The sequence below is a fragment of the Acetobacterium wieringae genome, assembly GCF_023700225.1.
GTDB classification, from domain to species: Bacteria; Bacillota; Clostridia; order Eubacteriales; family Eubacteriaceae; genus Acetobacterium; species Acetobacterium wieringae.
Genome location: NZ_CP097897.1, coordinates 1,588,902 through 1,609,401 on the forward strand (window position 1 = coordinate 1,588,902; position 20,500 = coordinate 1,609,401).

Sequence of the window (20,500 nt, forward strand, 5' to 3'; positions counted from 1 at the left end):
CATGGCTGATTATGTAAAAGATGTGAGCAATGTCGGCTTGTTACTGGATGTGATGAAGGAGATTACCAGCTTTGAAATTCATGTCGGGATACAGGCGGATGAAGATTCTAAAATCCTGATGATCGCACATGTAAATGAGTTTGGGTTCCAAATTAAAGTTACCGACAAAATGCGGGGCTATCTTGGGGCGACGGGGCTTCATTTAAAACCAGAAACAACCCACATCAATATCCCGGAAAGAAGCTATATCCGTGGGGGATATGATGCGAATAAGGCCAAAATGGAGCGCATTATTGAGGAGTTGTTGGAACAGGTTGTTTTAATGAAAATAAGCGTTTCGCAATTTCAAAATAGGATCGGAATCGAGTGTGTAAGGTTTATCCAGGAGTTTATGACGGACCTTAGCAGTCCAGAGAAACACCCATATACAGTCGATAAGAACGGCGGCAAAACCAACCCTTTAATTGACACTGGCGAACTTAGAGAAAAGATCACGTATAAGGTGGTGAAGAAATGATAACGCCCAAAATACCAGGGCTTGTAATGACAACCTTGAATCATATCAGCTACAGCGACGGCCATTATGACTACGAAAATGGCGGCGTCTGGGTTGACGGGACAATGGTTACAACGCCATTTCAGGGCACCTTGTTGCCGCTGTCATACGAGGACTTGAAGTACGACAAAGGTGGGACCTACACATCTGAGGATCAGAAGCTCTACACCTATACCGCTTTTCAGAAAGGTGAAAAGATCGTGGATAACGGGATCGAATATGCCGTGGCTCAGGACAAAAACCATAGTAGACATGGTGGCGGCTTGCACATCTACATCCTGAAACGGGGTGATAACCAATGAGCATGGAAACCGTCACAAAGCTAATCGTCAAGCGGCTTCACGAAATTCTAAATCTCCCAGTGGTGCCAACGGACAATGTCGGCAAAAAACCGGACTACCCCTATGTCAGTTATAAAAACACCACCGCCCGGGGGAAAACAGAAGGCCAGCCGATCGTTGAGAGTGAACTGGTGGCTAGTACAAACCCGCTATTTGAGTTTGATATCAAAGAAACGGCGATTGAACAGCCAACTTTCACAATCAGTTTTATGGCTTATGCGGCTGCGGCTTTTGATGCCAGTGGACTGGCGCAGATGGCGCATGACGCACTTAAACACAGTCTTTATTACGAACTCGAAGATATTAATGCTGTAGTTGTTGATACGACGGACGTTGTCGACCGCACCATCTTAATCGTTGGTGGTGCTAGAATAAAAATAGTACAAATCGAAATGAGAAAATCCAAAATTAATAAAAACATGGTACGATAAAAGAATCGTACTGAAGGAGGATCTCATTATGGCAAAACAACATGATAAACAATTCAAACTGGATGCAGTCCGGTACTATGAAGAACACAAGGAACTCGGTCTGCGTGGATGCGCTGAAAATCTCGGCGTTGGTTACAGCACGCTGGGAAAATGGAGCAAGGAACTTCAGGACAGCGGCAGTATTGAATGTCGTGGTTCAGGTAATTATGCATCGGATGAAAGTAAAGAAATCGCGCGTTTAAAACGCGAGTTGCGTGATACCCAAGATGCATTGGATGTCCTAAAAAAGGCCATCGGCATTCTGGGAAAATAACCGAAGCGATTTATGTTGAGATTGCTAAAAAGGCGGAAGCTGCTCATCACGAGAAGCGCCGGGTTTCCGTCTCCGGAATGCTGCAAAAACTGGGTGTATCACGAACCGGGTATCGATCATGGATTAACAGAAAACCATCGAATACCCAAAAACGACAGGAAGTTCTTAAAACCAAAATTGAGACCATTTATAACGACTCAAAGCAAAATTATGGAGCTCCGAAAATCACCGAAAAATTGAAACAGAGCGGTGAAATAATTGCTGAGCGGACTGTCGGCAAATACATGAAACAAATGGGTATCAAAGCTCAATGGATCAAACCTTATACGATCACGACTAAAGATTCTGACTTCAGTAAAAAACTCAGAAATATTCTTGACGAACAATTTAATCCCGAACGCCCCAATGCTGTCTGGTGCAGCGATATTACCTATATTTGGACAATGGACGGATTTTTTTATCTAACCAGTATCATGGATTTGTATTCTCGAAAAATCATTGCCTGGACGCTGTCAAAAACAATGGAAGTTTCCTGTGTAATCGACACTGTTAATAAAGCTAAAAGCCGTCGAAATCTCGATGCGCCATTGATCATTCACAGTGACCGCGGCAGTCAGTTCGTTTCAAAAGAATACCAGAAGGCAACGGCAAAAATGCAGCGAAGTTATTCTAAAAAGGCATATCCCTGGGATAATGCCTGCATTGAATCCTTTCATGCCATTATTAAACGTGAATGGCTCAATCGCTTTAAAATCCTTGATTATAACCATGCTTACCGGCTGATCTTTGAGTATCTGGAAACCTTTTATAATACAACTCGAATCCACAGTCATTGTAATTATATGTCGCCGAATAATTTTGAAAAACTTTTTACTAAAACACAAAATGAAAATTTACAAATAGCAGGTTAAAATGTGGGTGTCAAATTCTCATTTTAATTTGTACTAAATCTTGACATAGGACCATGGCAACTATGAGCAACGATATGGATTTGATGCGATTATCCGGATCACGACGGAGGCGTCTCGAATTATTGAGACGATTGAAGAAATAAATATAACAGGAGGAATAAATGAGTAGATTAAACGACTTTAAATCGACCATTAAGCTCAGCACAGCGGTAGAGGTGCGGCAAGAGTTTGGTGGAATTTTATTGTTTGAAACAGATACGGATCATCCGTATACAACCTACAAAGATTTACCGGCAGTGCTGGAAGATTTCGCAAACACAACGGACACCTATAAAATGGCTGCCCGTATCTTTAACCAGGAATTAAGCCCATCTGGCATTTCGATTGTTGGCGATGCTTCGGCAACACCAGCCGAGATCACTGCAAAATTGGACACATTGATCAATAAAAACTGGTACGGTTTGGTCTGTACCGATAATGCAACCGCGACCATCACGGCGCTGGATGCCTGGGTTGATGATCAGGAAAAAATTTATGTGGTGACGACTCAGTTATTGACTGATATCGGCGTACCGACTTCAAAACGAACATTTATTGGATTCCACCATGCGGCGGACGCCTATGTAATGGAGGGTCTATTATCAATTATGTTAACCAATCCGATTGGCAGCGCGACAGCTAAATTTAAAAAGGTCCTGGGCGTTACCGAGGCGGTTCTTACCGACCCCGAATTAACAACATTGAGAGCCGCACACGGCGTAACCTATATTGAAGAAATGGGAAATCTGGAAACAACCGGGTCACAAACGGCGTCAGGTGAGTATTTTGACGTTGTTTTAGGCGAGGACTGGATCAATTATAACATGGAAAAAGAGATGCATGATTTGGCTGTTAAGGTTCCGAAAATCGGTTACTCTGGAGATGGGATTGCTTCGCTAGTTGGTGTGGCAACGAACGTACTCAGCAAAGCCGCTTTGCAGGGGATCATTCTAATCGAAAATAACGTCCCTCAATTTAGCATCACATCTATAGACCGGGCTGATGTCTCTCAAGCTGATCGTGCGGTGCGAAAATACAACGGGATCAAATGGAGTGCTTATTTGGCTGGTGCAATAGAAGGAGCCGACCCGATTAGCGGCGAGTTAATTGTTTAGAAAGGATAATGAGAAATGGCAGAAGCAAAAACTTACAACGGGAAAAATACACATTTTGTTGCCGACGGCCGGATAGCGACTGGACTCGCAGAAGGTGACGCCATCGAATGTGGGCCTAACGCAGACGCATTTACCGAAACAGTCGGAATGCAGGGAGATGTGGAGTGGTCGGACACGAATAACAACACTGGCTATTTTAAGATAAAACTGCAACAGACATCGCCGACGTGTGCTATTTATGAAAAATGGGCCAGAGAAGGGACGATCGTTCCGGTTCAATTAGTTGATTTAAACACAGGTGGCATTAATGCGAGCTGTACCCAGGCGAGGGTTAAGAAGACAGCAGTTAAAAAATACGGCCCCAAGTCAACGGAACGTGAATATGAATTTGCGGCAGCAGATTATGCAACACAATAACAAGAATTAAGGAGAGACGAAAATGGCATTAACAATGAAAGAAACAATAAACGGTCAGGAATACACATTTCAAAAGGTTCCGCCCCGAGAGTGGCTTAAGATTCAGTACAGAACAACTGACAAGAATGGAAAACGAATTCCGCATGACTTCTACGATGAAATTTTCAAGCATATCGTCGTAAGCCCGCAAGTTAGCATGGACGAGTTCGACGAATATGAGGAGGTAGAAGCGGTGATGGACGCCGCCATCAACTTTCAACAGTTCGCAAACGGCAAGTCACCCTCAATACTATGAGGATTTAGCTAAAGAGGGGTGGTTTACCTGGCGTCTTATCTTTGAAGGCGGCATGTCTTATGGGGATGTTTCGGGCATGGACGTTGAAGATCTCTTGGAAGCGAATGCAGCCTTGGATTACTATCAGCAACTTCTGGAAGAAAGCAAAAATGGTGGCGCTGATTAAAGGTGCCGCCATGGCGGAAAGGAGGTTTAATAGATGGATTTACGGAATATGGCGTTTAGTATCGGCTTTAAAGGAGACACGTCAGGCATAAAAGCCATGGACAGCGCAGCCGACAAAATGAAAGCCAATGTAGCATCATCGTATAAAGAAATGGAATCAGCGGCAGACAACAGCGCCAAAAGCCAGAGATCACAAGTTGCGAGTTTAGCTGCCGCTTATCGCAAGGCTGGCATGGATCAATCGGACGCAATGAAGAAGGCGTGGTCAGAGATTGACCGGACAAGCAGTTCCGGGGCAGCTAAGGCGAAAAAATCAATAAACGATATCAACGGCGTCAGTTTTGACTCATTGGTAGGAAAAGCTAAAGCTGCTGGGGCGGCGATAGTCGCCACGTTTGCAATAGATAAAATAATCGAATTTGGGACGGCTGCGTTGGAATCGGCTGGTTCGGCTAAGGCCATTTCCTCACAATTCACTCAAACATTTGGCGATTTAGAGCCAGCGGCCCAAAAAGCGGTCGATAGTATGTCGGGTCAATTCGGAATGGTACCAAACAGATTAAAACCATCCATGTCTCAGATGACGTCAATGTTTAAGGGCTTAGGCCTTGATACTGAATCATCCATGGCAAAAGCAACCGATGCGGTAACGGCCAGCGCAGATGCAGCGGCCTTTTATGATAAGTCTTATGCAGACGCAAATAGCGCCTTAACAAGCTTTATCAAGGGGAATTATGAAGGTGGCGAGTCTATTGGACTTTTTGCAAATGATACTCAAATGGCCCAATATGCGATTCAGAAAGGTCTTGTCAGCTCAACTGGCGCATGGTCTGAGCTGGATGAAGCGACGAAGCAGGCGACCCGTCTAGAATATGCTCAAAATATGCAGAAACTAGCTGGAGCCACTGGACAAGCGTCAAGGGAAGCGGATGGATGGGAAAATCAAGTCGGCAATGTGAAACAAGCCTGGTCTGACTTTCTTGCTGTCATTGGGAAACCGGCCCTCGGCATGGCCGTTGGAGTTATGAAGAACCTGACTGATGGGCTGAAAACAGCAGGCGAAAAAGTAACATTTTTGACAGATGGGTTTCAAGGCATCGGCGACCCCGCAGCACTGAGCGGGCTGGACTCGGTCATTTATATGGTTGGGGATGGATTTCGAACCGCCTGTGATGGTTTTAATGCGGCTTACGATGGGATAAAGAAAAAAGTCGAAGAAAACACACCGAACATTCAAGCGAGCTTTTCCTCATTAAAAACATCTTGGGACTTATTCTTTGATACTGTAAATAGAAATAACGAAGAATTTAATCCCGGGCAACTAGGCGAATGGGCCGGGAACCTCCTGAATCTTTGGATTCAAGTCGAGAGTGCTGGTGCTGGGGTTGTTCTAAGTGTAGCATCCTGGGTTCAAAACATTGCCAACTTCTGGACGTCATTAGCTACCGGAAATTGGGGCGGGGTTGCTGATAGCGTAAAAGGCGTTGGGTCATCAATAGTTGGGGTCGTTGAGAATTTAACGGCTTTTTTTGTTGGGGCGGAAAATGCCAAAAACGCATGGGGTAGTGTAGGATCGTTTTTCGGACAAGTAGGAACAAATATACAAACAGGACTTTCGTCTGCCGGAAACTCTATAGGGGTTATATTCACTGGGGCATATGACGGCGTTACAAACACTTGGAATGGCGCAGTAGTATTTTTTTCTAGCTTGTCAAATGACATTGGCAACTCATTTAACGGTGTTTCTGAGTCAATAAACGGTGCTTTTGAAGGAGCTGTGTCTTACGTGGCTGCCTTGCCTGGGAGGTTTCTTGAATGGGGTTCTGACATGGTCCAGGGGCTCGTTGACGGGATCATGGGTGCCACAGATTCGGTTGGCAGCGCAGTTCAGGCTGTTGCCGATAAAATCACGGCGTTTTTACACTTCTCAAGGCCTGATGAAGGCCCGCTACATTATTACGAGGAATGGATGCCGGATATGATGCGTGGACTAGCGGGAGGAATCACAAGCAACGCTTACTTGGTAAATAACGCATTATCGGGATTGAGCACTGATATGAGCATTGGAATAAATGGAGGGGGTGCGGGTATTGGCGAATCCGATAACCCAGTCTCTGCAAAATCGGGAGCAAGAATGGCTAGTCGTTCTGGTTCAGGAAGCAGCGCCCCGATCACTTTCAAAACAGAAATTCACGTCAATGTCGGAGCCGGGGCTGATGCAAAAGAAGTTGTTTCCAACATCGAAAAAGAATGGCTTGCATGCATGGAACGTTATGAAAAGAAAATGGCTTTACGAAATCCGCCAGTAACGGCATAGGAGGGCGATATGATAGAAGGACAAGCCCATGTGCAAGACATTGGATGGACAGAGTTTAAGAGTGACGGCGAGACAATCGGCACCACGGGCCTTGGCTTGAGGCTGGAAGCCTTGATTATCAATTCCGATTACCGGTTACGCTATAAAGCCCACGTCCAGAATGTTGGCTGGCAAGACTGGGTGAACCGTGGCGAAATCGCTGGAACGGTGGGCCAATCTTTAAGAATGGAAGCTTTTAGAATCGAGCTTCTGGACGATACCAGCAAGCACGTTTGGTACCGGGTGCATCTGGAGGGTATTGGCTGGACCGACTGGGCCATTGATGGTGCCATTGTTGGATCGGTCGGGGAATCCCGTCGACTGGAAGCGGTCGAGATTCAGATTGTCGATAAGGCCAGCAATGAAGCGTTTAAAAAATGGTATGAGGATAGCTTAAAGTGTAAGTTGGGCGATGTGATTTTTACATCAACCACCGGCGAAAGCACGAACATGAGTAACAATGTGACCAATAAAGCCATTGAAGGCGGAACGGTAAGTGACCATGTGGAAAACAAGCCGCTGACGATGAATATTACCGGCATTATTGTGGGGGATGATTGCCAGGAAAAGCTGGAAACCATCCGGGGCTATACCGATGATGGAGATTTGCTGCGGTATGTCGGCTGCGACACGGCCAATAACATGGTTATCACTTCATTCGGCACAGATAGAAGCGTTTCTTTAAAAGGAGGCGTTTCTTTTACGTTGGCCCTACAGGAAATACCCATGGCAACGGGTGTGGTGACGGTGATCGATGAAGCGTATATCTATACCCAAATGAACAACCTGAAAAATGGTGGATTGCAGCCGGTGTTACGAGAATGAGTAGTTATATTAGCATTGATAAAAGAAATATACCGATCAAATTTGATGTTCGGTTAAACAAGGTCACTTTCACATTTGAAGTACATTACAATGCGTCGTTCGATTTCTTCACCGTGGCGGTCTCTGATAGCTCTGGAACGGTATGGACAACGGGCGAAAAGTTGGTTCTCAACAAACCAATCTTAAGCACCCAATCATACCTTGGTTTTCCTTCGGTTACGCCTATGGATCCAACCGGGAAAGAAACAGAGATCACTTGGAGTAACTTCAATGTGACGGTGTTCTTATATGTGGGGGTGGCCGGTGAGTAATTTATTTAGACGAAAGAAACAACTAATCATAAATAATGTGGTGATGCCAGATCTGGAAATTGATTTTAATATTGCATTCAACGCCGATGATGAACAGCCGGTTAATGATGTATCGATTGTCAATCTGACCCCGGAAACCATCCGGGGTATTGGCAATGGTCAAACGGTTATTTTGAATGCTGGTTATGGGGATAACATGGGCAATGTGCTGGTGGGGAAGATATCCGACATTGAGGTCGCCAGCGATGCAGTTGACCGTACCCTAAAGTTGATGGTGACGCCGGACATAAATGTGATTTTATCGCAGACGATATCAAAATCCTATGCCCCCGGAACCATGGCGAGTTTTGCTGTTAAAGATATTTTAAACAGCGTGGACATGGAAGTGGGGAACATCCAATTAAATGCGGATATTGCCTATGCCGATGGCAAGGTGTTCAGTGGCACCGTTGATGCTGCCATGAAAGATATTGTAAAAACAACCAACAGCTTTATGTTTGTGCGCTGCAACATTATCTACATCGTGAGTGCCGTTTATGAAATTGATACTGGCGTTCTTTTAAATCGCAGCACCGGATTGATTGGAAGTCCTGAACAGTTTACAGACTCCAACGGGGCGACGGGCTATAAGATTAAATCCTTGCTTAACCCGATGCTGACATTAGGGTCTGTTTTTAGATTAGAGAGCAAATACCTGAGCGGGCTGTTTCGTGTGAATGATGGCACCCACAGCGGATCTGATTTTACCACGACCGTTAATTGCTATCCGACAGACGAAGTTTCCCGGTACGTGCCACCAGTTAAAAACAGCGGTGGAAGTGGAGAGAATACCCCAAAGGGAAAGATCTGGACGTTCCTGATTAATAAAGGATTCAGTAAGGCGGCGACTGCCGGGGTGATGGGCAACATGGAACTGGAAAGCGGTTATGACCCAAATGCGGAAAATGCATCCGGTGCCTACGGGTTATTCCAATGGCTTGGTGGCAGGCGTGAAGGGCTTGAAGCTTATGCCACAGCGAAAAGCTGTGCGGCTAACGACATGCAATTGCAGTTAGAGTATTTTTATGAAGAAATTACGACTGGCGCCGAAGCTAATTGTTTCCCGACTTACACGGATTTACCGAGCTTAGATGCCTTTAAGTCATTGACAGATCCGGAACAGGCAGCCATCTTGTTTGAACAAGCATTTGAGCGGTCTGGCGGTGCTGGGATGAGCCAGCGTATCGAGTATGCCCTCGCTGTTTATGCTTGGGACGGCGGCAAATCGGCCGGTAGCGGTGCCGGTGACGGCAGTGATGGCAATTTCCCGGCTGGCGCTTTTAAGTGCGCTTGTGGCTGCGGGCTTGATGCTATACCTGAACTGAAAAACAAGATGAACCAGGTATGGGTTAATATTGGCGGCAATATTAAAATTACGTCAGGAGCCCGGTGTGAATACCAGAACAATATTGATGGCGGTGTTCCCGATAGCCTGCATATGACCGGCGAGGCTTGTGATTGCTATATCCCGGGTGCTGGCGTTGATTATCTCTATAATGCAGCTCAGGCTGCTGGTTTAGGAACGCTACGTTATTACGGCATGGGGTTTGTGCATTGCCAGACATGGCCAGCTGATGCCGTGATGGATTGAGGTGAAACTATGCTTGATGATTTAATCAAAACAATTATAAAAAATACGCTTGCTGAATTAAACACAACGATGCGATGCACAGTCATTACAGTCTCCCCCCTGGTGATCCAACCCATTCCAAAGAAGAACTACCTGACCGGCGAAGAGGATTATCCTTTAATCGGTAGCGCAAAGAAATTAAAACAATGGGCTTTGGTGAATGGAACGCCAACGCCTTTTATTTTGCCACTGAACATCGGCGATGTGGTCCTGGTAGCTTTTGGCAAGAAAGATCTATCCGATGCAGTGATTCTGGGGGTGGTTGAATGAGAACTTTTAAGTTAATCGATGGCGATATCGTTTTTGACAATAATGGCGAGCTTGTCATGGTGGAAGGAAAAGAGGAGGAAGCCCAAAGTCTTGAGCGGATATTCTCGGCAAATGTTAGGGAATTCTTTCTGGACCCGGACCATGGGTTTGACTTTGATCTGTTAAAAACCAAACGTCCGGACAAAAACTTGATCCGACTTGGATTAATTGCAGCAGCCACCCAGGATGACCGGGTAAAGACAGTGACGGCCACGACGATCGAATTTGATAACTCAGCCAGGTCTTTGGCCATTGGATTTAAGATCATCACTAAAACCGGGAATACCATTGAAAGTGAGGTGAGGTTATGAGTGAATTCGGCTTAACAGAAAAAGGGTTTAAGCGGAAACGGTACATCGACATATTGGAAAGTATGCAGTCCAACGCCAAAAGTATATTTGGCCGGGATATCAACGTGAACACGAACAGCCCCCTCGGGATGCAGTTAAAAGTGATTGCGTTCGAACTAGCCGATGAATGGCAGCAGCTGGAGAATGTCTATTATTCCGCATTCAAAGACACCGCCACGGGATACCAGGTTGATGCGGTCGGCCAGTATATTAATGTGAAGAGAAAAGGTGCTACTTATGCGACTGGTATTGCGACCTTTGCCGGTACGCCGGGGACTGTTATTCCGGCCAATTATGTGATCGCTTTTGGCAACATTAATTTCTGGACATTGCAACAGGCCATTATCGGCGGCACCGGCACCATCGATGTCAATATTCAATGTATTGAGGTTGGCAGTATCGGGAATGTGGCAGCCGGAAAAATTACAAAGATAGTAAGTGCCTTGTCTGGGGTTACATCAGTTACCAACGATTTGGAGACATCCGGCGGAAAGGAGGTCGAGGACACCACGACATTTAAAGCCCGTTACGATGATTCGATTGCCAGCGGCGGTAGTTCAACTGCTGCAAGTGTCGAGGCGGCGTTATTGGCAATACCAACCGTTACTGATGCCAAAGTGACTGAAAATGATACGGTAGCAACAGTGGACGGTATCCCGCCTAAATGCTTATCCTCATTCGTTTATGGGGGATCAGATACAGAAGTGGCCAATGCCATCTATAAATCGAAGGGTGGCGGCATTCAGGCTTTTGGGGCGACATATGTGGGCGTTACTGACAACAAAGGCGTCACGCATCAAATCGGGTTTACCCGGGCAACTGAGGTGCCGGTTTACATTCATATTACGTTGGAAAAAGATACTGAATTGTATCCAGCCAATGGCGATGCATCGATTAAAACGGTGATTATTCAGTATATCGGCGGTTTAGATGCTGATTCGACAGAATACAACGGTATGGGCCTTGGAGCTGATGTTATCTATACCAAATTGATTGGGTTGTGTCACAAGGTTTCCGGGGTTACGGATGTCACGGTGACGGTATCGACGGACAATATCACCTTTACCAGCACCAACATCGTCATCGATGCAAACTCTGTGGCGATGACTGATTATAACAAGGTGGTGATTGCGTGAAACTGGCAAAACGGCTGACAAGTAATTATAAGCGTGATCCTACCAGCAATATTGGTCGCCTTATGGCAGTGATTGAGCTGGAAATGCAGGAGATCAGGGACACGCTCAAAACGATTGAGCTTTACCGCTTGATCGATAATGCGACTGGTGTGACCTTGGATAACATCGGAAAGAACGTCCTTCAGGAGCGAGGCGCTATGGATGATGTCCGATACCGGATGTTTTTAAAAGTTAAGATCCGGGCGAATCGATCCGGGGGGCAGATTGACACAATCAACGAAATCATTGATTCCTTGCTGGATGATCATTTCCTTGGCGTCCGGGAGGTTTGGGGCGATACATCATACGGAAATGAACCGGCGGCGTTGGAAGTCCGGTATATCAATTATTTTGATAAGATCAAAAGCCAGTATCAGGATATCGAGAATGATCCATGGTATTTGGACGGCAAGTATAAGCTGGATGGCAGCCGGAAACTGGACGGTGGCTTCACCTTTAGTTATGAGGATTATGAGGACAAGATCCTTGAAGCCATGACCCAGGTTAAGCAGATGGCCAATTTCATTAAAACCGGCGGGGTAAAGGTTTGGTGGTGCGAGCCACTGACCGTTAATAACCCGATTGGTATCACACATAGCACAAGTCTGGTGATCAAAAGTACCACAAACAACGACATTGATATAAGTTGTTCAACAGGCCTGTTAAACAGTTTAGAGGTAACAAACACACCTGATTTTATCTTGGATGGAACGGTGCTTTTGGACGGGTCGCTGTTGCTTAACGGCGAGCGACCGATCATTATCCACTCAACATCCATGGAAATAATTTAGAAAGGGGAAACAATGGCAGATTCGATTATTATTACAACGAATAAAGGCCGGGAGAAACTGGCTAAGGCTTCGGTGGGCGCAATTACCCTACCGGTGATCGCCCAGATAGGGTTTGGAACCGGTGGTCATGATATTGGTACCGGTGAGCCGACTCAACCCGATCCGGCGGCAACAGCGGTACCCGGGGAAGTTCTGAAAAAAGACATTGAAAGTTACGCGTTCCCAATTGCAACCACGGTTGCAATATTGGGGATATTGGATCAGAGCGAAGGGAATGGTCATAGCATTTCGGCTTATGGCCTGTATGATTCAGCCGGTGATTTAATCGTGCTGATGCATACGGTACCCAGTCCCAAAACGGCCGAAACCCGGTTTGAAAGGACGATCAACAATGCATTTTAGAAAGGAGGCTCTACATGGAGAATAGATTTGGAACATTTGGAGACAATGACAGTGCAAAAGGTCTGCTTTTTAACCAAAGGATTTCAGAGATTGGCAATGAGTTGATTGAGGAACATAATAACCATATCGCCGACACCGACATCCACGTCACGGCTGAGAAGCAAGAGGCGTGGGATGCGCTAAAAACATTTCAAACAGCCGGAGGAACAGCAACTGTAATCACGCTCACGGGCGTTGAGCTGGTTGATGGATTCCAGACGACGTTCGTCATTGCGTCAAGTAATTCAGGTGCAGCAACAACGATTAATGCGAAACCCTTGTATAAGCCGGGGACAACCACAGCACCGAAACTGGTTGCTGGCAAGGCGGCAACGGTTTGGTACAACGCAATAGGTGATTGTTTTTTTATCAAGGCTAGTGCGGAAGGGACGGCAACGGCCGGAGACGTACTAGCGGGACAAACATTTAGTAATGATGATGATATAGGACTGATAGGAACATTAGCATTAACTGGTGATGCAGTGGCTGCTGATGTTGTTGCTGGGAAGATGTTTTACAGCGATGATGCAAAAAATAAATTGACAGGGACGAATCCATATAAAAGTGGCATGAAAATATCATATGACAATCTTATTCCTGAGATGCCACTTGTTCCGTATAAAGATTTAATTCCACAATGGATAACCAGTTTAGAATCAATGTATTTTGATAAATATTCAAATAAGCTTATGATCGAGGTTATAACAAGTGGAGAAAGAAGAATATACGTTTTTGATTCCGATGGTAATTGGTTGAATAATTTTATAATTTCACCTGCAAGTAGTGTTTACAGGGTTATTTTATACGAGAACAATTATTTTATTTTTTACAATGGTGGATGGGCTAAGCACAACCCTACTGGAACTTTAATAACTTCTGGTACAGATTTTTCGCTCAGAACTGGTGATACTGACTTAAGGGTAGAACGAGTTAGCGAACACCAGATTAAGGCTTTTCAAGCCGATGGATCGGTAAAACGATTCAACATGGCGACAATGACAGTTGATCAAACGATATCATTGCCAAATCTCTATAGTGGTACTATTCCATTTTTCGATGATGCAGGTAATTGGTATTATCACGCAGCATCAGCGCTAATAACTAAATTTAATGCAAATGGAGATGTTGTTTTTTCAGGTGCGGCGCACAATTTTGAAAATTTGTCTACTCCTACATATAAAGTATTTGACGTTGGTGCAAAAGTGATTGCTTCAAGAGTTTACAACGGTTATTTTAGAACAAAAATTGTTTCTACAAGTGATTGGAGCCTAATTAACAGTCAAGTCAGTCAGGTATCAACTGACACTGGGTTACAATGTGGGTATCCCAATTTAGCTAGCTCGAAGAAGCTGCTGTTTTTAAAAAGTACATCAACGTATTACCTTTACGCTATAAAGCTCGATGATCAGGCTCAGGGAATACAAAGCACATTTGGTCAAATACTCAGTACATCAAATATGGTTAATGGTTTATACGCCAATTCTGATGATGAGGTGTTTACTTCTTATTTAATTTCAGGATATCCCGCTGTTAAGAAACTGAAATTTAATTATCAATTATCGTAAGGAGGAAAAAATGATTTATTTTAGAACGAACAAAGATTCAAATTTAGTTGAGCTGATCCATTATAAACCGTTTGATAAAAATTATGGATTAGGCAAGACAGAAGAAGAACTCGGACTAGAAGGTTTTCTGGTTGAATCAATCCCGGAACCAGAAGAGATTGAAGGGAAAATAGCAGTTATGTATTATACAGAAGCTGACGGATTTATCTTTCAGTACGAGGATATTCCCAAAACCGCAGAGCAGATTCAGGCGGAAGCAATCGAATCACTTAGAAACGATTTAAATAGTGCCATCATTGAGTTATCAATGGCGATTGTGGGAGGTATGTAAAATGTTTACTGAAAATAGTATAGTTGTAAAAGTATGGGCTGACGCAGTTCTGAAAGGAGACAAGAAATTAAGTGATGTACCTAATCTGTCTAATCTTATCGCTGTTGTTACTGCTATTGTGGAAGGAGGTGCAAGCAATGTTTAATGCAAATAGTATGTTAGTACGCGTTTGGTTTGGGGCTGTTTTGGCTGGAACCTACAAATACGGTCAAGTGCCAAATTTGTCAAATCTAAGAGATGAAGTTGGCAAAAAATTGATTGAAATCGGATACGACATCGAGAACGAACCGACAGCTTAACGGCTGTTTTTTATTTACGAAAAAACGACATTGAAAAAGAATCACAGGAGGGCGGAGTTGGGAGCGGAAGCGGTGTTTGATCTGGCAGTAAAGGTAGTTGGTGGGATTATAGTATTCATAACATTTAAAGCAAAGGTATGGCCTCCGGTCATCGGTTGTTTAAGAAAAAAGTTTATCAAGCCTCACGATGATTTAAACAGTCGTTGTGATGATTTCGAAAAAGCGCAGGAGTCCCTTGAAATTGGGGTTCTTGCGCTTTTGCATGATCGGGTTTATCAGGCGTGTAAGTATCACATTGATCAGGATGAAATTTCTATTGAGGATATGAAAAACCTTGAGCATTTATACCGGGCTTATTCTGGAATGGGTGGAAATGGTACCTGTAAAGAGCTATTTGAGCGTGTTTGTGATTTGAAAATAAAAAACTAAAGGAGAAATAGAAAATGAATGTAAAAGGTGTATCAAAAGACGTATGGATCAGATTGGTTGTTTTGGCGATGGCTCTGGTGAATGGGATTCTGACCGCTTCAGGGATGAACCCGGTTGCGGTTTCCGAAACAGAGTTATATGTATTTTTATCGAATGCTGCGATGATTGGGGCATCACTCTGGAATGCTTGGAAAAATAATAGTATCACAGCATCGGCCCAGCAATCGGATATTATTATGAAAAATCTAAAAGATGCAGCGGTTAAAGTTATATTAGATCAATCCAATCGACTGTTAGCTGAACAGGAAGAAGCGGTCAATGCAGCCGCTGAAAAGGCGGTGCAATGATGGTTGTTTTAAAATATTCAGGACATCAACAGGACTTTGGCGATATCGGTCCGGTTACCAGCGGCGAGACGTTGGGAGTCACCGGCCAGTCAAAGCGGCTTGAAGGGCTAAAGGTCTGGCTGGATGAACTGAACGGTCAGGATATCAATGTATTTTTGCGGGGCCACCAGCAAGACACGGGCTGGCTTGAGCCGGTTTATAACGGTGCTTTGTGTGGATCAATCGGCCAGGGCAAACGTTTGGAAGCAGTTCAGATCCAGTTAACCGGTGCGGATGCCGAAAAGTACGATATCCACTATCAGGTTCACGCTGAAAAAATCGGTTGGACGAACTGGGCGAAAAACGGGGAGCTGTGCGGATCAGAGGGTGGCGGACTGAGAATTGAAGCAATCCGGATTGTGCTGACTCCGAAGGGGATCGACCTTAATGTGGACAACCCAAACAAATATATCAAGTTTGAACCGAAACCAGTGGAACCGGTCACTCCTGCAGCTCCAATCGGAAACCTGTCCGGAAAGATTATCTGTATTAATCCAGGCCATGGCGGTAGTGATCCGGGGGCATGTGGAGATTTGCGAGAATCTGACATGAATTTGACTGTGGCGCTGATTCTGGGGCCTATGTTGACAGAACGTGGAGCCCAGGTAGTTTATACCCGAACTACAGATGATCATGTTTACCTATCAGATCGTCCGGTGATTGCCAATAATGCGGGAGCGGATCTGTTTATCAGCATCCACCACAACGGATCGAGTGATCCGGGTTCGTCAGGAACTTGTGCGATCTGCTACCCGGGAAGTGATGCCGGGATTCGGCTGGCCACGCTTTGCCTGAATGGATTGTATGACCGATTGGGTTTACGACAGCGGGGATTGATCCAGCGGGATGATTCAGATGTTACTTACTCCGACATGCCAGCTGTTATCACTGAGGCTTCATTTGCCAGCTCACCGGCTGATTGTGCGCTGTTCAATAACGGCGGGGCTGAATTGGAAGCGCTGGGAATATTGGACGGGATTTTGGCGTATTTTGGGTAATTCGGACTGACCGGACAATTTCGGGCAGTTTCGGACGGGTAACAGAATTGTGATCCGTCCTACTGTTAACCGTGTGCGATTCGAGGCGGTTAGATTTAAACCCGTCGAATTCGATAGGCTTGGATGTCTTGCCATAACGCAAAATATCCAAAACAATGACTTAATTTAACTTGCTGGTAATTTGATTATCGGTGGATAAAACAACAAAAACTGTATATTGCAGCCGTTTGTTTATTTGCCGGTTGTTTGCAGACTAAGTAAATGATTGAGTTAATTAAGTAAAACAACATCTTGTTGACGTCAACAAATTGTTCGATAATCTAACGTTTTGCCGACGTCGGCAAATCATTAAACGATAAGCTGCCGGTGCCTTTTGGTCTTTCCGGGGCGGGGCCACCTTCGGGTGGTCTTTTTTTATTGCAAAGAAAAAGCCCCGATCAAGGGGCTGAATTTTTCGGTTTGCGCCAGTTTTTAAATTCTCCGGATTTTACCCGACGATCGGGGTACGGTTCGTCCTCGTCAATCGCCCAATTGCGACCGATTTTCATAGCTGTTTCAAAACCGCCATTTTTACACATTTGCGAAACGGTGCGTCTGGCTTTCCCGTGTTTGTCTGCATATTCTGCTGCTGATATTAGTGCCATTTTATTTTTCTCCTTTGTATTTTTCCAGAATCGGTTTGAAGTATTTATTTTCGGCTTCCGCACGAGCCTTTGAAGCTTCTTTGATGTCATCATACCGACCAAGATTGATGTTTTTACCTTTGAAAGTAATTTGAGCAATCCATTTTTGTCTTGATTTGTCCCATACCACACCCTTAATTCCGCTTGTATTAGATTTTGGCAGCTTATCGCTTGATATCTTCGTTAAATCAGTTCCCTCAACAAGTGATTCGTTTATTTTTTCACGCGCTTTGCCAAGGTTTTTCGATCTTGATTTAACATAAGAGCAGCCACAAGATTCAGTAGCCCCGTTTTTTAGATTGCCTGTCGAAACAAATGTCATATTTCCGCAGTCGCATTGACACTTCCACATTTGTTTTCGCCCTTCGATATGCGACTTTTCAAGAACGACGAGGGAGCCGAACCTGTCTCCAATTGTTATGCTTTGTTTTGATTTGCGCAATTCTTTATCAAGGCATCCGCAAGATTTAGTTCTTTCTGATATCAGCGAAGTTGCCGGGATAACTTTAGTGTTTCCGCATTTACATTGACATAACCAAAGTGCGTTGCCTGATTTGTCCGATCCCGAACGCTCAATGACAGTAAGATTTCCAAATCTCATATTTTTCAAATCTCTTATTTTACCCATCTTACCACCTAAAAAGTGGCAGTTTAGGATGCCAGCCCTTTAAATTATTTCAATAATCCGTGTTTGTCAGCGTATTCGCTAGCTGCCTTGATTGTTTTGAATGTTTCAATTGCTCTGCCGTATGTTCCAGGAACTTGAAAACCATCTTCGATCATTTTATACAGTGTGTAGTTTCCGCTGTATCTTGCGTCAGGAACGCCTTTTCTTAATCTGTAATCACCATTTAATACTTCATTCATTGCTTCAAGTTTCATTTCCGATCTCCTTTGTTTTTTTTATTAGTTTGTTTCTATAGTCTTATTATACGCCTGTATAGGCGTAATGTCAATAGGTTTATGAAAGTTTTTTAAATAATTTAAATATTGACTTTACGATAGAACGGATGTACTATAAAACAAACGTTCCATGAGGTGGTAAAATGAAATTAGTAAAGAAATTCGTCGAAGTGATTGCAAAATTTGATGAAGATGGTATAACCCCACTATCGATACAGTGGCCAGACGGCCGGGTCTTTGAAATTGACAGCATCCTGGATGCCCGGCCAGCTGCATCAATTGCTGTCGGCGGTTTGGGCGTCCGGTATAAGTGCAAGATAGCCGGGAAGGAACGGCTTCTGTTTTATGAGGAGCCGCGATGGTTTGTGGAAGCGAAAAGCCCAGGATAAACACCTGGGCGGGAGATTTTATCGTCTTGAATCTAAAGCTTTTTCCTTTAACAAATCACGCCACTTGATCCCATATTCTAAATTAATCTTATCAACAAGTAAATTACGATCTTGATCAGTGATGATCTCGGCACGAAAACAAAACAAGAGAGCGCCAAGCGCCATGTCACGGATCATTTTCAGAGATTCGGCATCTTTGGCAATGTCCATTTCTTTGTAAGTATTGCTCAGATATTGCTCAAGAACAGTTTTTGAATTTTCCATAATTCCCCCAATTATATTACTCGAAATCAACAAGTTAGTTAGATTATATCGGCAACTCAGTTATTTGTAAATTAATCTTTTTTATTTATTGAATTTCAATTAATGTAAGCGTATACTTGAATTATTGAGAAATACAGGGAGGACGAATTTGTGAGGAAGAGTATTCAAAAGTTGTCGGGATTATTATTGTCGATGCTGCTGATGATCGGGATTATCCCGGCCAGTGTCACGGCTTCCACTTATCCCACTGTCAGTTACTGCACCCATGTCCAGAATGTGGGTTGGCAGGATTATGTTGGCGCTGGAAAGATGAGTGGAACTGAGGGGAAATCTTACCGGTTGGAAGGAATCAAGATAAAACTGGATAACCAGGGCTATGACTTAGGCATTAGCTACCAGACACACATCCAGAATATTGGTTGGGAAGCAGATACAAACCGTGGGTGGAAGTCTGATGATACCATGAGTGGCACCGAGGGCTTGGGATACAGACTCGAAGCGATCCAGATCAAGCTGACCGGAGCAGATGCCGATAAATTTAATATCTATTATAAAGTTCATGCCCAAAATATCGGCTGGATGGGATGGGCTAAAAATGGCGAGCCTGCCGGTACGGCCGGTTATGGATACCGCTTAGAAGGGATTAAGATTGTTATTTCGCCAGCCAACGAAGATCCGCCAGAGCTTGGATCGGGAGCAGCTTTTAAAGATGCTACTATCCCTCAATTCAAAGAGGCGTATAAAAAAGTCGTTTATCAGTTATTTGTGCAAAATGGGAAAACTTATGGATACTCCCAATATGCTTGCCCATACAGCCTATTTGATATGGACAGTAATGGAATCCCCGAGTTGTTTGTAAAAACTGGTATTAGCGAAGCAAATTATGAGTATCAAATTTATACTTTTGAAAACGATCAGGCTAAATTTATAGGAACGACAAATGGTGGTCATTCAACACTGTTTGGAAAAACAAACGCCACAAGCGGCGAATTGATTTTGCGGATGGCGCATATGGGCTATCAGCAAATTAATGAAATTGGTTATGCAAATGGGCCGATAACGAGAAACATAATACTGGATGAAGAAGTTTCGGCCGGAGCTGATTACTTTAAAACTGATTACCCAGTACCATGGGCGTATGCTCGGGACACTTCATTATTAAATTGATTTTATGAAAATGCGAGAAACTGGCGATAAAAACGCTTGAACTGATGAAATTACGGTGTTTTATAGTGCGATTTTGCGAGAAAACATGATTTTTATCAAATATCGCTCATATTTCCGTTTTAAGTAGCTTAAGCCCTCACAGGTAATAAGTGACCTGTTAAAACGAGATAATAAGCCATATTTATAGAACAACTGATGGTTTTATGGTATAATTCAATCAATCGTTCCAACCGGGCCACTGTTTCATGCATAAATGAGGTTGGACATAGAAAAACA

The 20,500-nt window shown here is 44.1% G+C and carries 30 protein-coding genes; 26 read left to right on the top strand and 4 right to left on the bottom strand.

Annotation, left to right across the window (positions count from 1 at the left end):
- The first annotated feature begins 1 nt into the window (after position 1).
- From CHL1_RS07725 to CHL1_RS07840, 24 genes are all read left to right on the top strand, one after another.
- Positions 2-517 carry a hypothetical protein gene (locus CHL1_RS07725; RefSeq protein ID WP_250935827.1) on the top strand — a complete coding sequence of 172 codons (516 nt, stop codon included), beginning with the start codon at positions 2-4 and terminating at the stop codon, positions 515-517.
- Entirely contained in the window at positions 514-858 is a 345-nt protein-coding gene (locus CHL1_RS07730; RefSeq protein WP_250935829.1) for a hypothetical protein, read from the top strand. The genes CHL1_RS07725 and CHL1_RS07730 overlap by 4 nt, the downstream gene beginning before the upstream one ends.
- Positions 855-1,328 (top strand): phage neck terminator protein, encoded by a 474-nt coding sequence (locus CHL1_RS07735; protein ID WP_250935831.1) that lies wholly within the window; start codon positions 855-857, stop codon positions 1,326-1,328. Before CHL1_RS07730 ends, CHL1_RS07735 begins: the two co-directional genes overlap by 4 nt.
- A 28-nt stretch (positions 1,329-1,356) precedes the next feature.
- Positions 1,357-1,641, top strand: a complete 285-nt coding sequence (locus CHL1_RS07740; RefSeq protein WP_070370063.1) for a transposase — start codon at positions 1,357-1,359, stop codon at positions 1,639-1,641.
- Between the two features lie 20 nt (positions 1,642-1,661).
- Positions 1,662-2,552: an IS3 family transposase gene (locus CHL1_RS07745; RefSeq protein ID WP_242871573.1), complete on the top strand. Its 891-nt coding sequence runs from the start codon at positions 1,662-1,664 to the stop codon at positions 2,550-2,552.
- Between the two features lie 161 nt (positions 2,553-2,713).
- The gene (locus CHL1_RS07750) at positions 2,714-3,706 is read left to right on the top strand and encodes a DUF3383 family protein (RefSeq protein WP_250935833.1); all 993 of its coding nucleotides are present in this window, start codon (positions 2,714-2,716) and stop codon (positions 3,704-3,706) included.
- Between the two features lie 15 nt (positions 3,707-3,721).
- On the top strand, positions 3,722-4,123 hold the full coding sequence (locus CHL1_RS07755) for a phage structural protein (protein ID WP_250935835.1): 402 nt from the start codon (positions 3,722-3,724) through the stop codon (positions 4,121-4,123).
- 22 nt (positions 4,124-4,145) lie between these two features.
- Entirely contained in the window at positions 4,146-4,418 is a 273-nt protein-coding gene (locus CHL1_RS07760; protein ID WP_250935837.1) for a hypothetical protein, read from the top strand.
- Positions 4,419-4,617: 199 nt separating this feature from the next.
- A complete protein-coding gene (locus CHL1_RS07765) occupies positions 4,618-6,900 on the top strand; it encodes a phage tail protein (protein WP_250935838.1) in 2,283 nt (760 codons plus the stop codon).
- A 9-nt stretch (positions 6,901-6,909) separates the two neighbouring features.
- On the top strand, positions 6,910-7,764 hold the full coding sequence (locus tag CHL1_RS07770) for a phage baseplate protein (RefSeq protein WP_250935840.1): 855 nt from the start codon (positions 6,910-6,912) through the stop codon (positions 7,762-7,764).
- Positions 7,761-8,075: a phage baseplate plug family protein gene (locus tag CHL1_RS07775; protein WP_250935842.1), complete on the top strand. Its 315-nt coding sequence runs from the start codon at positions 7,761-7,763 to the stop codon at positions 8,073-8,075. Before CHL1_RS07770 ends, CHL1_RS07775 begins: the two co-directional genes overlap by 4 nt.
- A complete protein-coding gene (locus CHL1_RS07780) occupies positions 8,068-9,705 on the top strand; it encodes a phage protein (RefSeq protein WP_250935853.1) in 1,638 nt (545 codons plus the stop codon). The genes CHL1_RS07775 and CHL1_RS07780 overlap by 8 nt, the downstream gene beginning before the upstream one ends.
- Before the next feature lie 9 nt (positions 9,706-9,714).
- On the top strand, positions 9,715-10,014 hold the full coding sequence (locus CHL1_RS07785; RefSeq protein WP_250935855.1) for a hypothetical protein: 300 nt from the start codon (positions 9,715-9,717) through the stop codon (positions 10,012-10,014).
- On the top strand, positions 10,011-10,364 hold the full coding sequence (locus CHL1_RS07790) for a contractile injection system sheath initiator (RefSeq protein WP_250935857.1): 354 nt from the start codon (positions 10,011-10,013) through the stop codon (positions 10,362-10,364). Before CHL1_RS07785 ends, CHL1_RS07790 begins: the two co-directional genes overlap by 4 nt.
- On the top strand, positions 10,361-11,539 hold the full coding sequence (locus tag CHL1_RS07795; RefSeq protein WP_250935859.1) for a baseplate J/gp47 family protein: 1,179 nt from the start codon (positions 10,361-10,363) through the stop codon (positions 11,537-11,539). The genes CHL1_RS07790 and CHL1_RS07795 overlap by 4 nt, the downstream gene beginning before the upstream one ends.
- Positions 11,536-12,369 carry a DUF2612 domain-containing protein gene (locus CHL1_RS07800; RefSeq protein WP_250935861.1) on the top strand — a complete coding sequence of 278 codons (834 nt, stop codon included), beginning with the start codon at positions 11,536-11,538 and terminating at the stop codon, positions 12,367-12,369. The genes CHL1_RS07795 and CHL1_RS07800 overlap by 4 nt, the downstream gene beginning before the upstream one ends.
- A 12-nt stretch (positions 12,370-12,381) precedes the next feature.
- Positions 12,382-12,771: a phage tail-collar fiber domain-containing protein gene (locus tag CHL1_RS07805; RefSeq protein ID WP_250935863.1), complete on the top strand. Its 390-nt coding sequence runs from the start codon at positions 12,382-12,384 to the stop codon at positions 12,769-12,771.
- Between the two features lie 14 nt (positions 12,772-12,785).
- A complete protein-coding gene (locus CHL1_RS07810) occupies positions 12,786-14,375 on the top strand; it encodes a hypothetical protein (RefSeq protein WP_250935865.1) in 1,590 nt (529 codons plus the stop codon).
- 10 nt (positions 14,376-14,385) lie between these two features.
- Entirely contained in the window at positions 14,386-14,706 is a 321-nt protein-coding gene (locus tag CHL1_RS07815; protein ID WP_250935867.1) for a hypothetical protein, read from the top strand.
- Position 14,707: 1 nt separating this feature from the next.
- Complete coding sequence (locus tag CHL1_RS07820) at positions 14,708-14,851, top strand: hypothetical protein (RefSeq protein ID WP_250935868.1); 144 nt, start codon at positions 14,708-14,710, stop codon at positions 14,849-14,851.
- Complete coding sequence (locus CHL1_RS07825) at positions 14,844-15,005, top strand: hypothetical protein (RefSeq protein ID WP_250935870.1); 162 nt, start codon at positions 14,844-14,846, stop codon at positions 15,003-15,005. Before CHL1_RS07820 ends, CHL1_RS07825 begins: the two co-directional genes overlap by 8 nt.
- Positions 15,006-15,062: 57 nt before the next feature.
- Positions 15,063-15,434, top strand: a complete 372-nt coding sequence (locus tag CHL1_RS07830) for a hypothetical protein (protein WP_250935872.1) — start codon at positions 15,063-15,065, stop codon at positions 15,432-15,434.
- Between the two features lie 14 nt (positions 15,435-15,448).
- Positions 15,449-15,781: a phage holin gene (locus CHL1_RS07835; RefSeq protein ID WP_250935874.1), complete on the top strand. Its 333-nt coding sequence runs from the start codon at positions 15,449-15,451 to the stop codon at positions 15,779-15,781.
- Positions 15,778-16,818, top strand: a complete 1,041-nt coding sequence (locus CHL1_RS07840) for an N-acetylmuramoyl-L-alanine amidase (protein WP_250935876.1) — start codon at positions 15,778-15,780, stop codon at positions 16,816-16,818. The genes CHL1_RS07835 and CHL1_RS07840 overlap by 4 nt, the downstream gene beginning before the upstream one ends.
- Before the next feature lie 437 nt (positions 16,819-17,255).
- On the opposite strand, the gene CHL1_RS07845 is transcribed toward CHL1_RS07840, so the two are convergent.
- Genes CHL1_RS07845 through CHL1_RS07855 form a run of 3 tightly spaced genes read right to left on the bottom strand, consistent with a single transcriptional unit; the run spans position 17,256 to position 18,383 of the window.
- The gene (locus CHL1_RS07845) at positions 17,256-17,462 is read right to left on the bottom strand and encodes a DNA-binding protein (protein ID WP_250935878.1); all 207 of its coding nucleotides are present in this window, start codon (positions 17,460-17,462) and stop codon (positions 17,256-17,258) included.
- 1 nt (position 17,463) lies between these two features.
- On the bottom strand, positions 17,464-18,129 hold the full coding sequence (locus CHL1_RS07850; RefSeq protein WP_250935880.1) for an AP2 domain-containing protein: 666 nt from the start codon (positions 18,127-18,129) through the stop codon (positions 17,464-17,466).
- 44 nt (positions 18,130-18,173) lie between these two features.
- On the bottom strand, positions 18,174-18,383 hold the full coding sequence (locus CHL1_RS07855) for a hypothetical protein (protein ID WP_250935890.1): 210 nt from the start codon (positions 18,381-18,383) through the stop codon (positions 18,174-18,176).
- Between the two features lie 164 nt (positions 18,384-18,547).
- Here CHL1_RS07855 and CHL1_RS07860 point away from each other — a divergent pair, with 164 nt between their 5' ends.
- Entirely contained in the window at positions 18,548-18,793 is a 246-nt protein-coding gene (locus tag CHL1_RS07860) for a hypothetical protein (RefSeq protein ID WP_250935892.1), read from the top strand.
- Positions 18,794-18,811: 18 nt separating this feature from the next.
- Here CHL1_RS07860 and CHL1_RS07865 read toward each other — a convergent pair whose 3' ends face one another.
- Positions 18,812-19,057 (bottom strand): hypothetical protein, encoded by a 246-nt coding sequence (locus CHL1_RS07865; protein WP_250935894.1) that lies wholly within the window; start codon positions 19,055-19,057, stop codon positions 18,812-18,814.
- A gap of 150 nt (positions 19,058-19,207) precedes the next feature.
- Between CHL1_RS07865 and CHL1_RS07870 the strand changes: the two genes are divergently transcribed.
- The gene (locus CHL1_RS07870) at positions 19,208-20,224 is read left to right on the top strand and encodes a hypothetical protein (protein WP_250935896.1); all 1,017 of its coding nucleotides are present in this window, start codon (positions 19,208-19,210) and stop codon (positions 20,222-20,224) included.
- Positions 20,225-20,500: the final 276 nt, after the last annotated feature.

Coding starts and splice junctions, on each gene's coding strand:
- CHL1_RS07840 (WP_250935876.1), top strand. CDS start 15,778: ATGATGGTTGTTTTAAAATATTCAGGACATCAACAGGACTTTGGCGAT.
- CHL1_RS07860 (WP_250935892.1), top strand. CDS start 18,548: ATGAAATTAGTAAAGAAATTCGTCGAAGTGATTGCAAAATTTGATGAA.
- CHL1_RS07795 (WP_250935859.1), top strand. CDS start 10,361: ATGAGTGAATTCGGCTTAACAGAAAAAGGGTTTAAGCGGAAACGGTAC.
- CHL1_RS07770 (WP_250935840.1), top strand. CDS start 6,910: ATGATAGAAGGACAAGCCCATGTGCAAGACATTGGATGGACAGAGTTT.
- CHL1_RS07790 (WP_250935857.1), top strand. CDS start 10,011: ATGAGAACTTTTAAGTTAATCGATGGCGATATCGTTTTTGACAATAAT.
- CHL1_RS07735 (WP_250935831.1), top strand. CDS start 855: ATGAGCATGGAAACCGTCACAAAGCTAATCGTCAAGCGGCTTCACGAA.
- CHL1_RS07730 (WP_250935829.1), top strand. CDS start 514: ATGATAACGCCCAAAATACCAGGGCTTGTAATGACAACCTTGAATCAT.
- CHL1_RS07855 (WP_250935890.1), bottom strand. CDS start 18,383: ATGAAACTTGAAGCAATGAATGAAGTATTAAATGGTGATTACAGATTA.
- CHL1_RS07805 (WP_250935863.1), top strand. CDS start 12,382: ATGGCAGATTCGATTATTATTACAACGAATAAAGGCCGGGAGAAACTG.
- CHL1_RS07740 (WP_070370063.1), top strand. CDS start 1,357: ATGGCAAAACAACATGATAAACAATTCAAACTGGATGCAGTCCGGTAC.
- CHL1_RS07775 (WP_250935842.1), top strand. CDS start 7,761: ATGAGTAGTTATATTAGCATTGATAAAAGAAATATACCGATCAAATTT.
- CHL1_RS07845 (WP_250935878.1), bottom strand. CDS start 17,462: ATGGCACTAATATCAGCAGCAGAATATGCAGACAAACACGGGAAAGCC.
- CHL1_RS07825 (WP_250935870.1), top strand. CDS start 14,844: ATGTTTAATGCAAATAGTATGTTAGTACGCGTTTGGTTTGGGGCTGTT.
- CHL1_RS07820 (WP_250935868.1), top strand. CDS start 14,708: ATGTTTACTGAAAATAGTATAGTTGTAAAAGTATGGGCTGACGCAGTT.
- CHL1_RS07760 (WP_250935837.1), top strand. CDS start 4,146: ATGGCATTAACAATGAAAGAAACAATAAACGGTCAGGAATACACATTT.
- CHL1_RS07810 (WP_250935865.1), top strand. CDS start 12,786: ATGGAGAATAGATTTGGAACATTTGGAGACAATGACAGTGCAAAAGGT.
- CHL1_RS07850 (WP_250935880.1), bottom strand. CDS start 18,129: ATGGGTAAAATAAGAGATTTGAAAAATATGAGATTTGGAAATCTTACT.
- CHL1_RS07755 (WP_250935835.1), top strand. CDS start 3,722: ATGGCAGAAGCAAAAACTTACAACGGGAAAAATACACATTTTGTTGCC.
- CHL1_RS07725 (WP_250935827.1), top strand. CDS start 2: ATGGCTGATTATGTAAAAGATGTGAGCAATGTCGGCTTGTTACTGGAT.
- CHL1_RS07865 (WP_250935894.1), bottom strand. CDS start 19,057: ATGGAAAATTCAAAAACTGTTCTTGAGCAATATCTGAGCAATACTTAC.
- CHL1_RS07815 (WP_250935867.1), top strand. CDS start 14,386: ATGATTTATTTTAGAACGAACAAAGATTCAAATTTAGTTGAGCTGATC.
- CHL1_RS07750 (WP_250935833.1), top strand. CDS start 2,714: ATGAGTAGATTAAACGACTTTAAATCGACCATTAAGCTCAGCACAGCG.
- CHL1_RS07785 (WP_250935855.1), top strand. CDS start 9,715: ATGCTTGATGATTTAATCAAAACAATTATAAAAAATACGCTTGCTGAA.
- CHL1_RS07835 (WP_250935874.1), top strand. CDS start 15,449: ATGAATGTAAAAGGTGTATCAAAAGACGTATGGATCAGATTGGTTGTT.
- CHL1_RS07765 (WP_250935838.1), top strand. CDS start 4,618: ATGGATTTACGGAATATGGCGTTTAGTATCGGCTTTAAAGGAGACACG.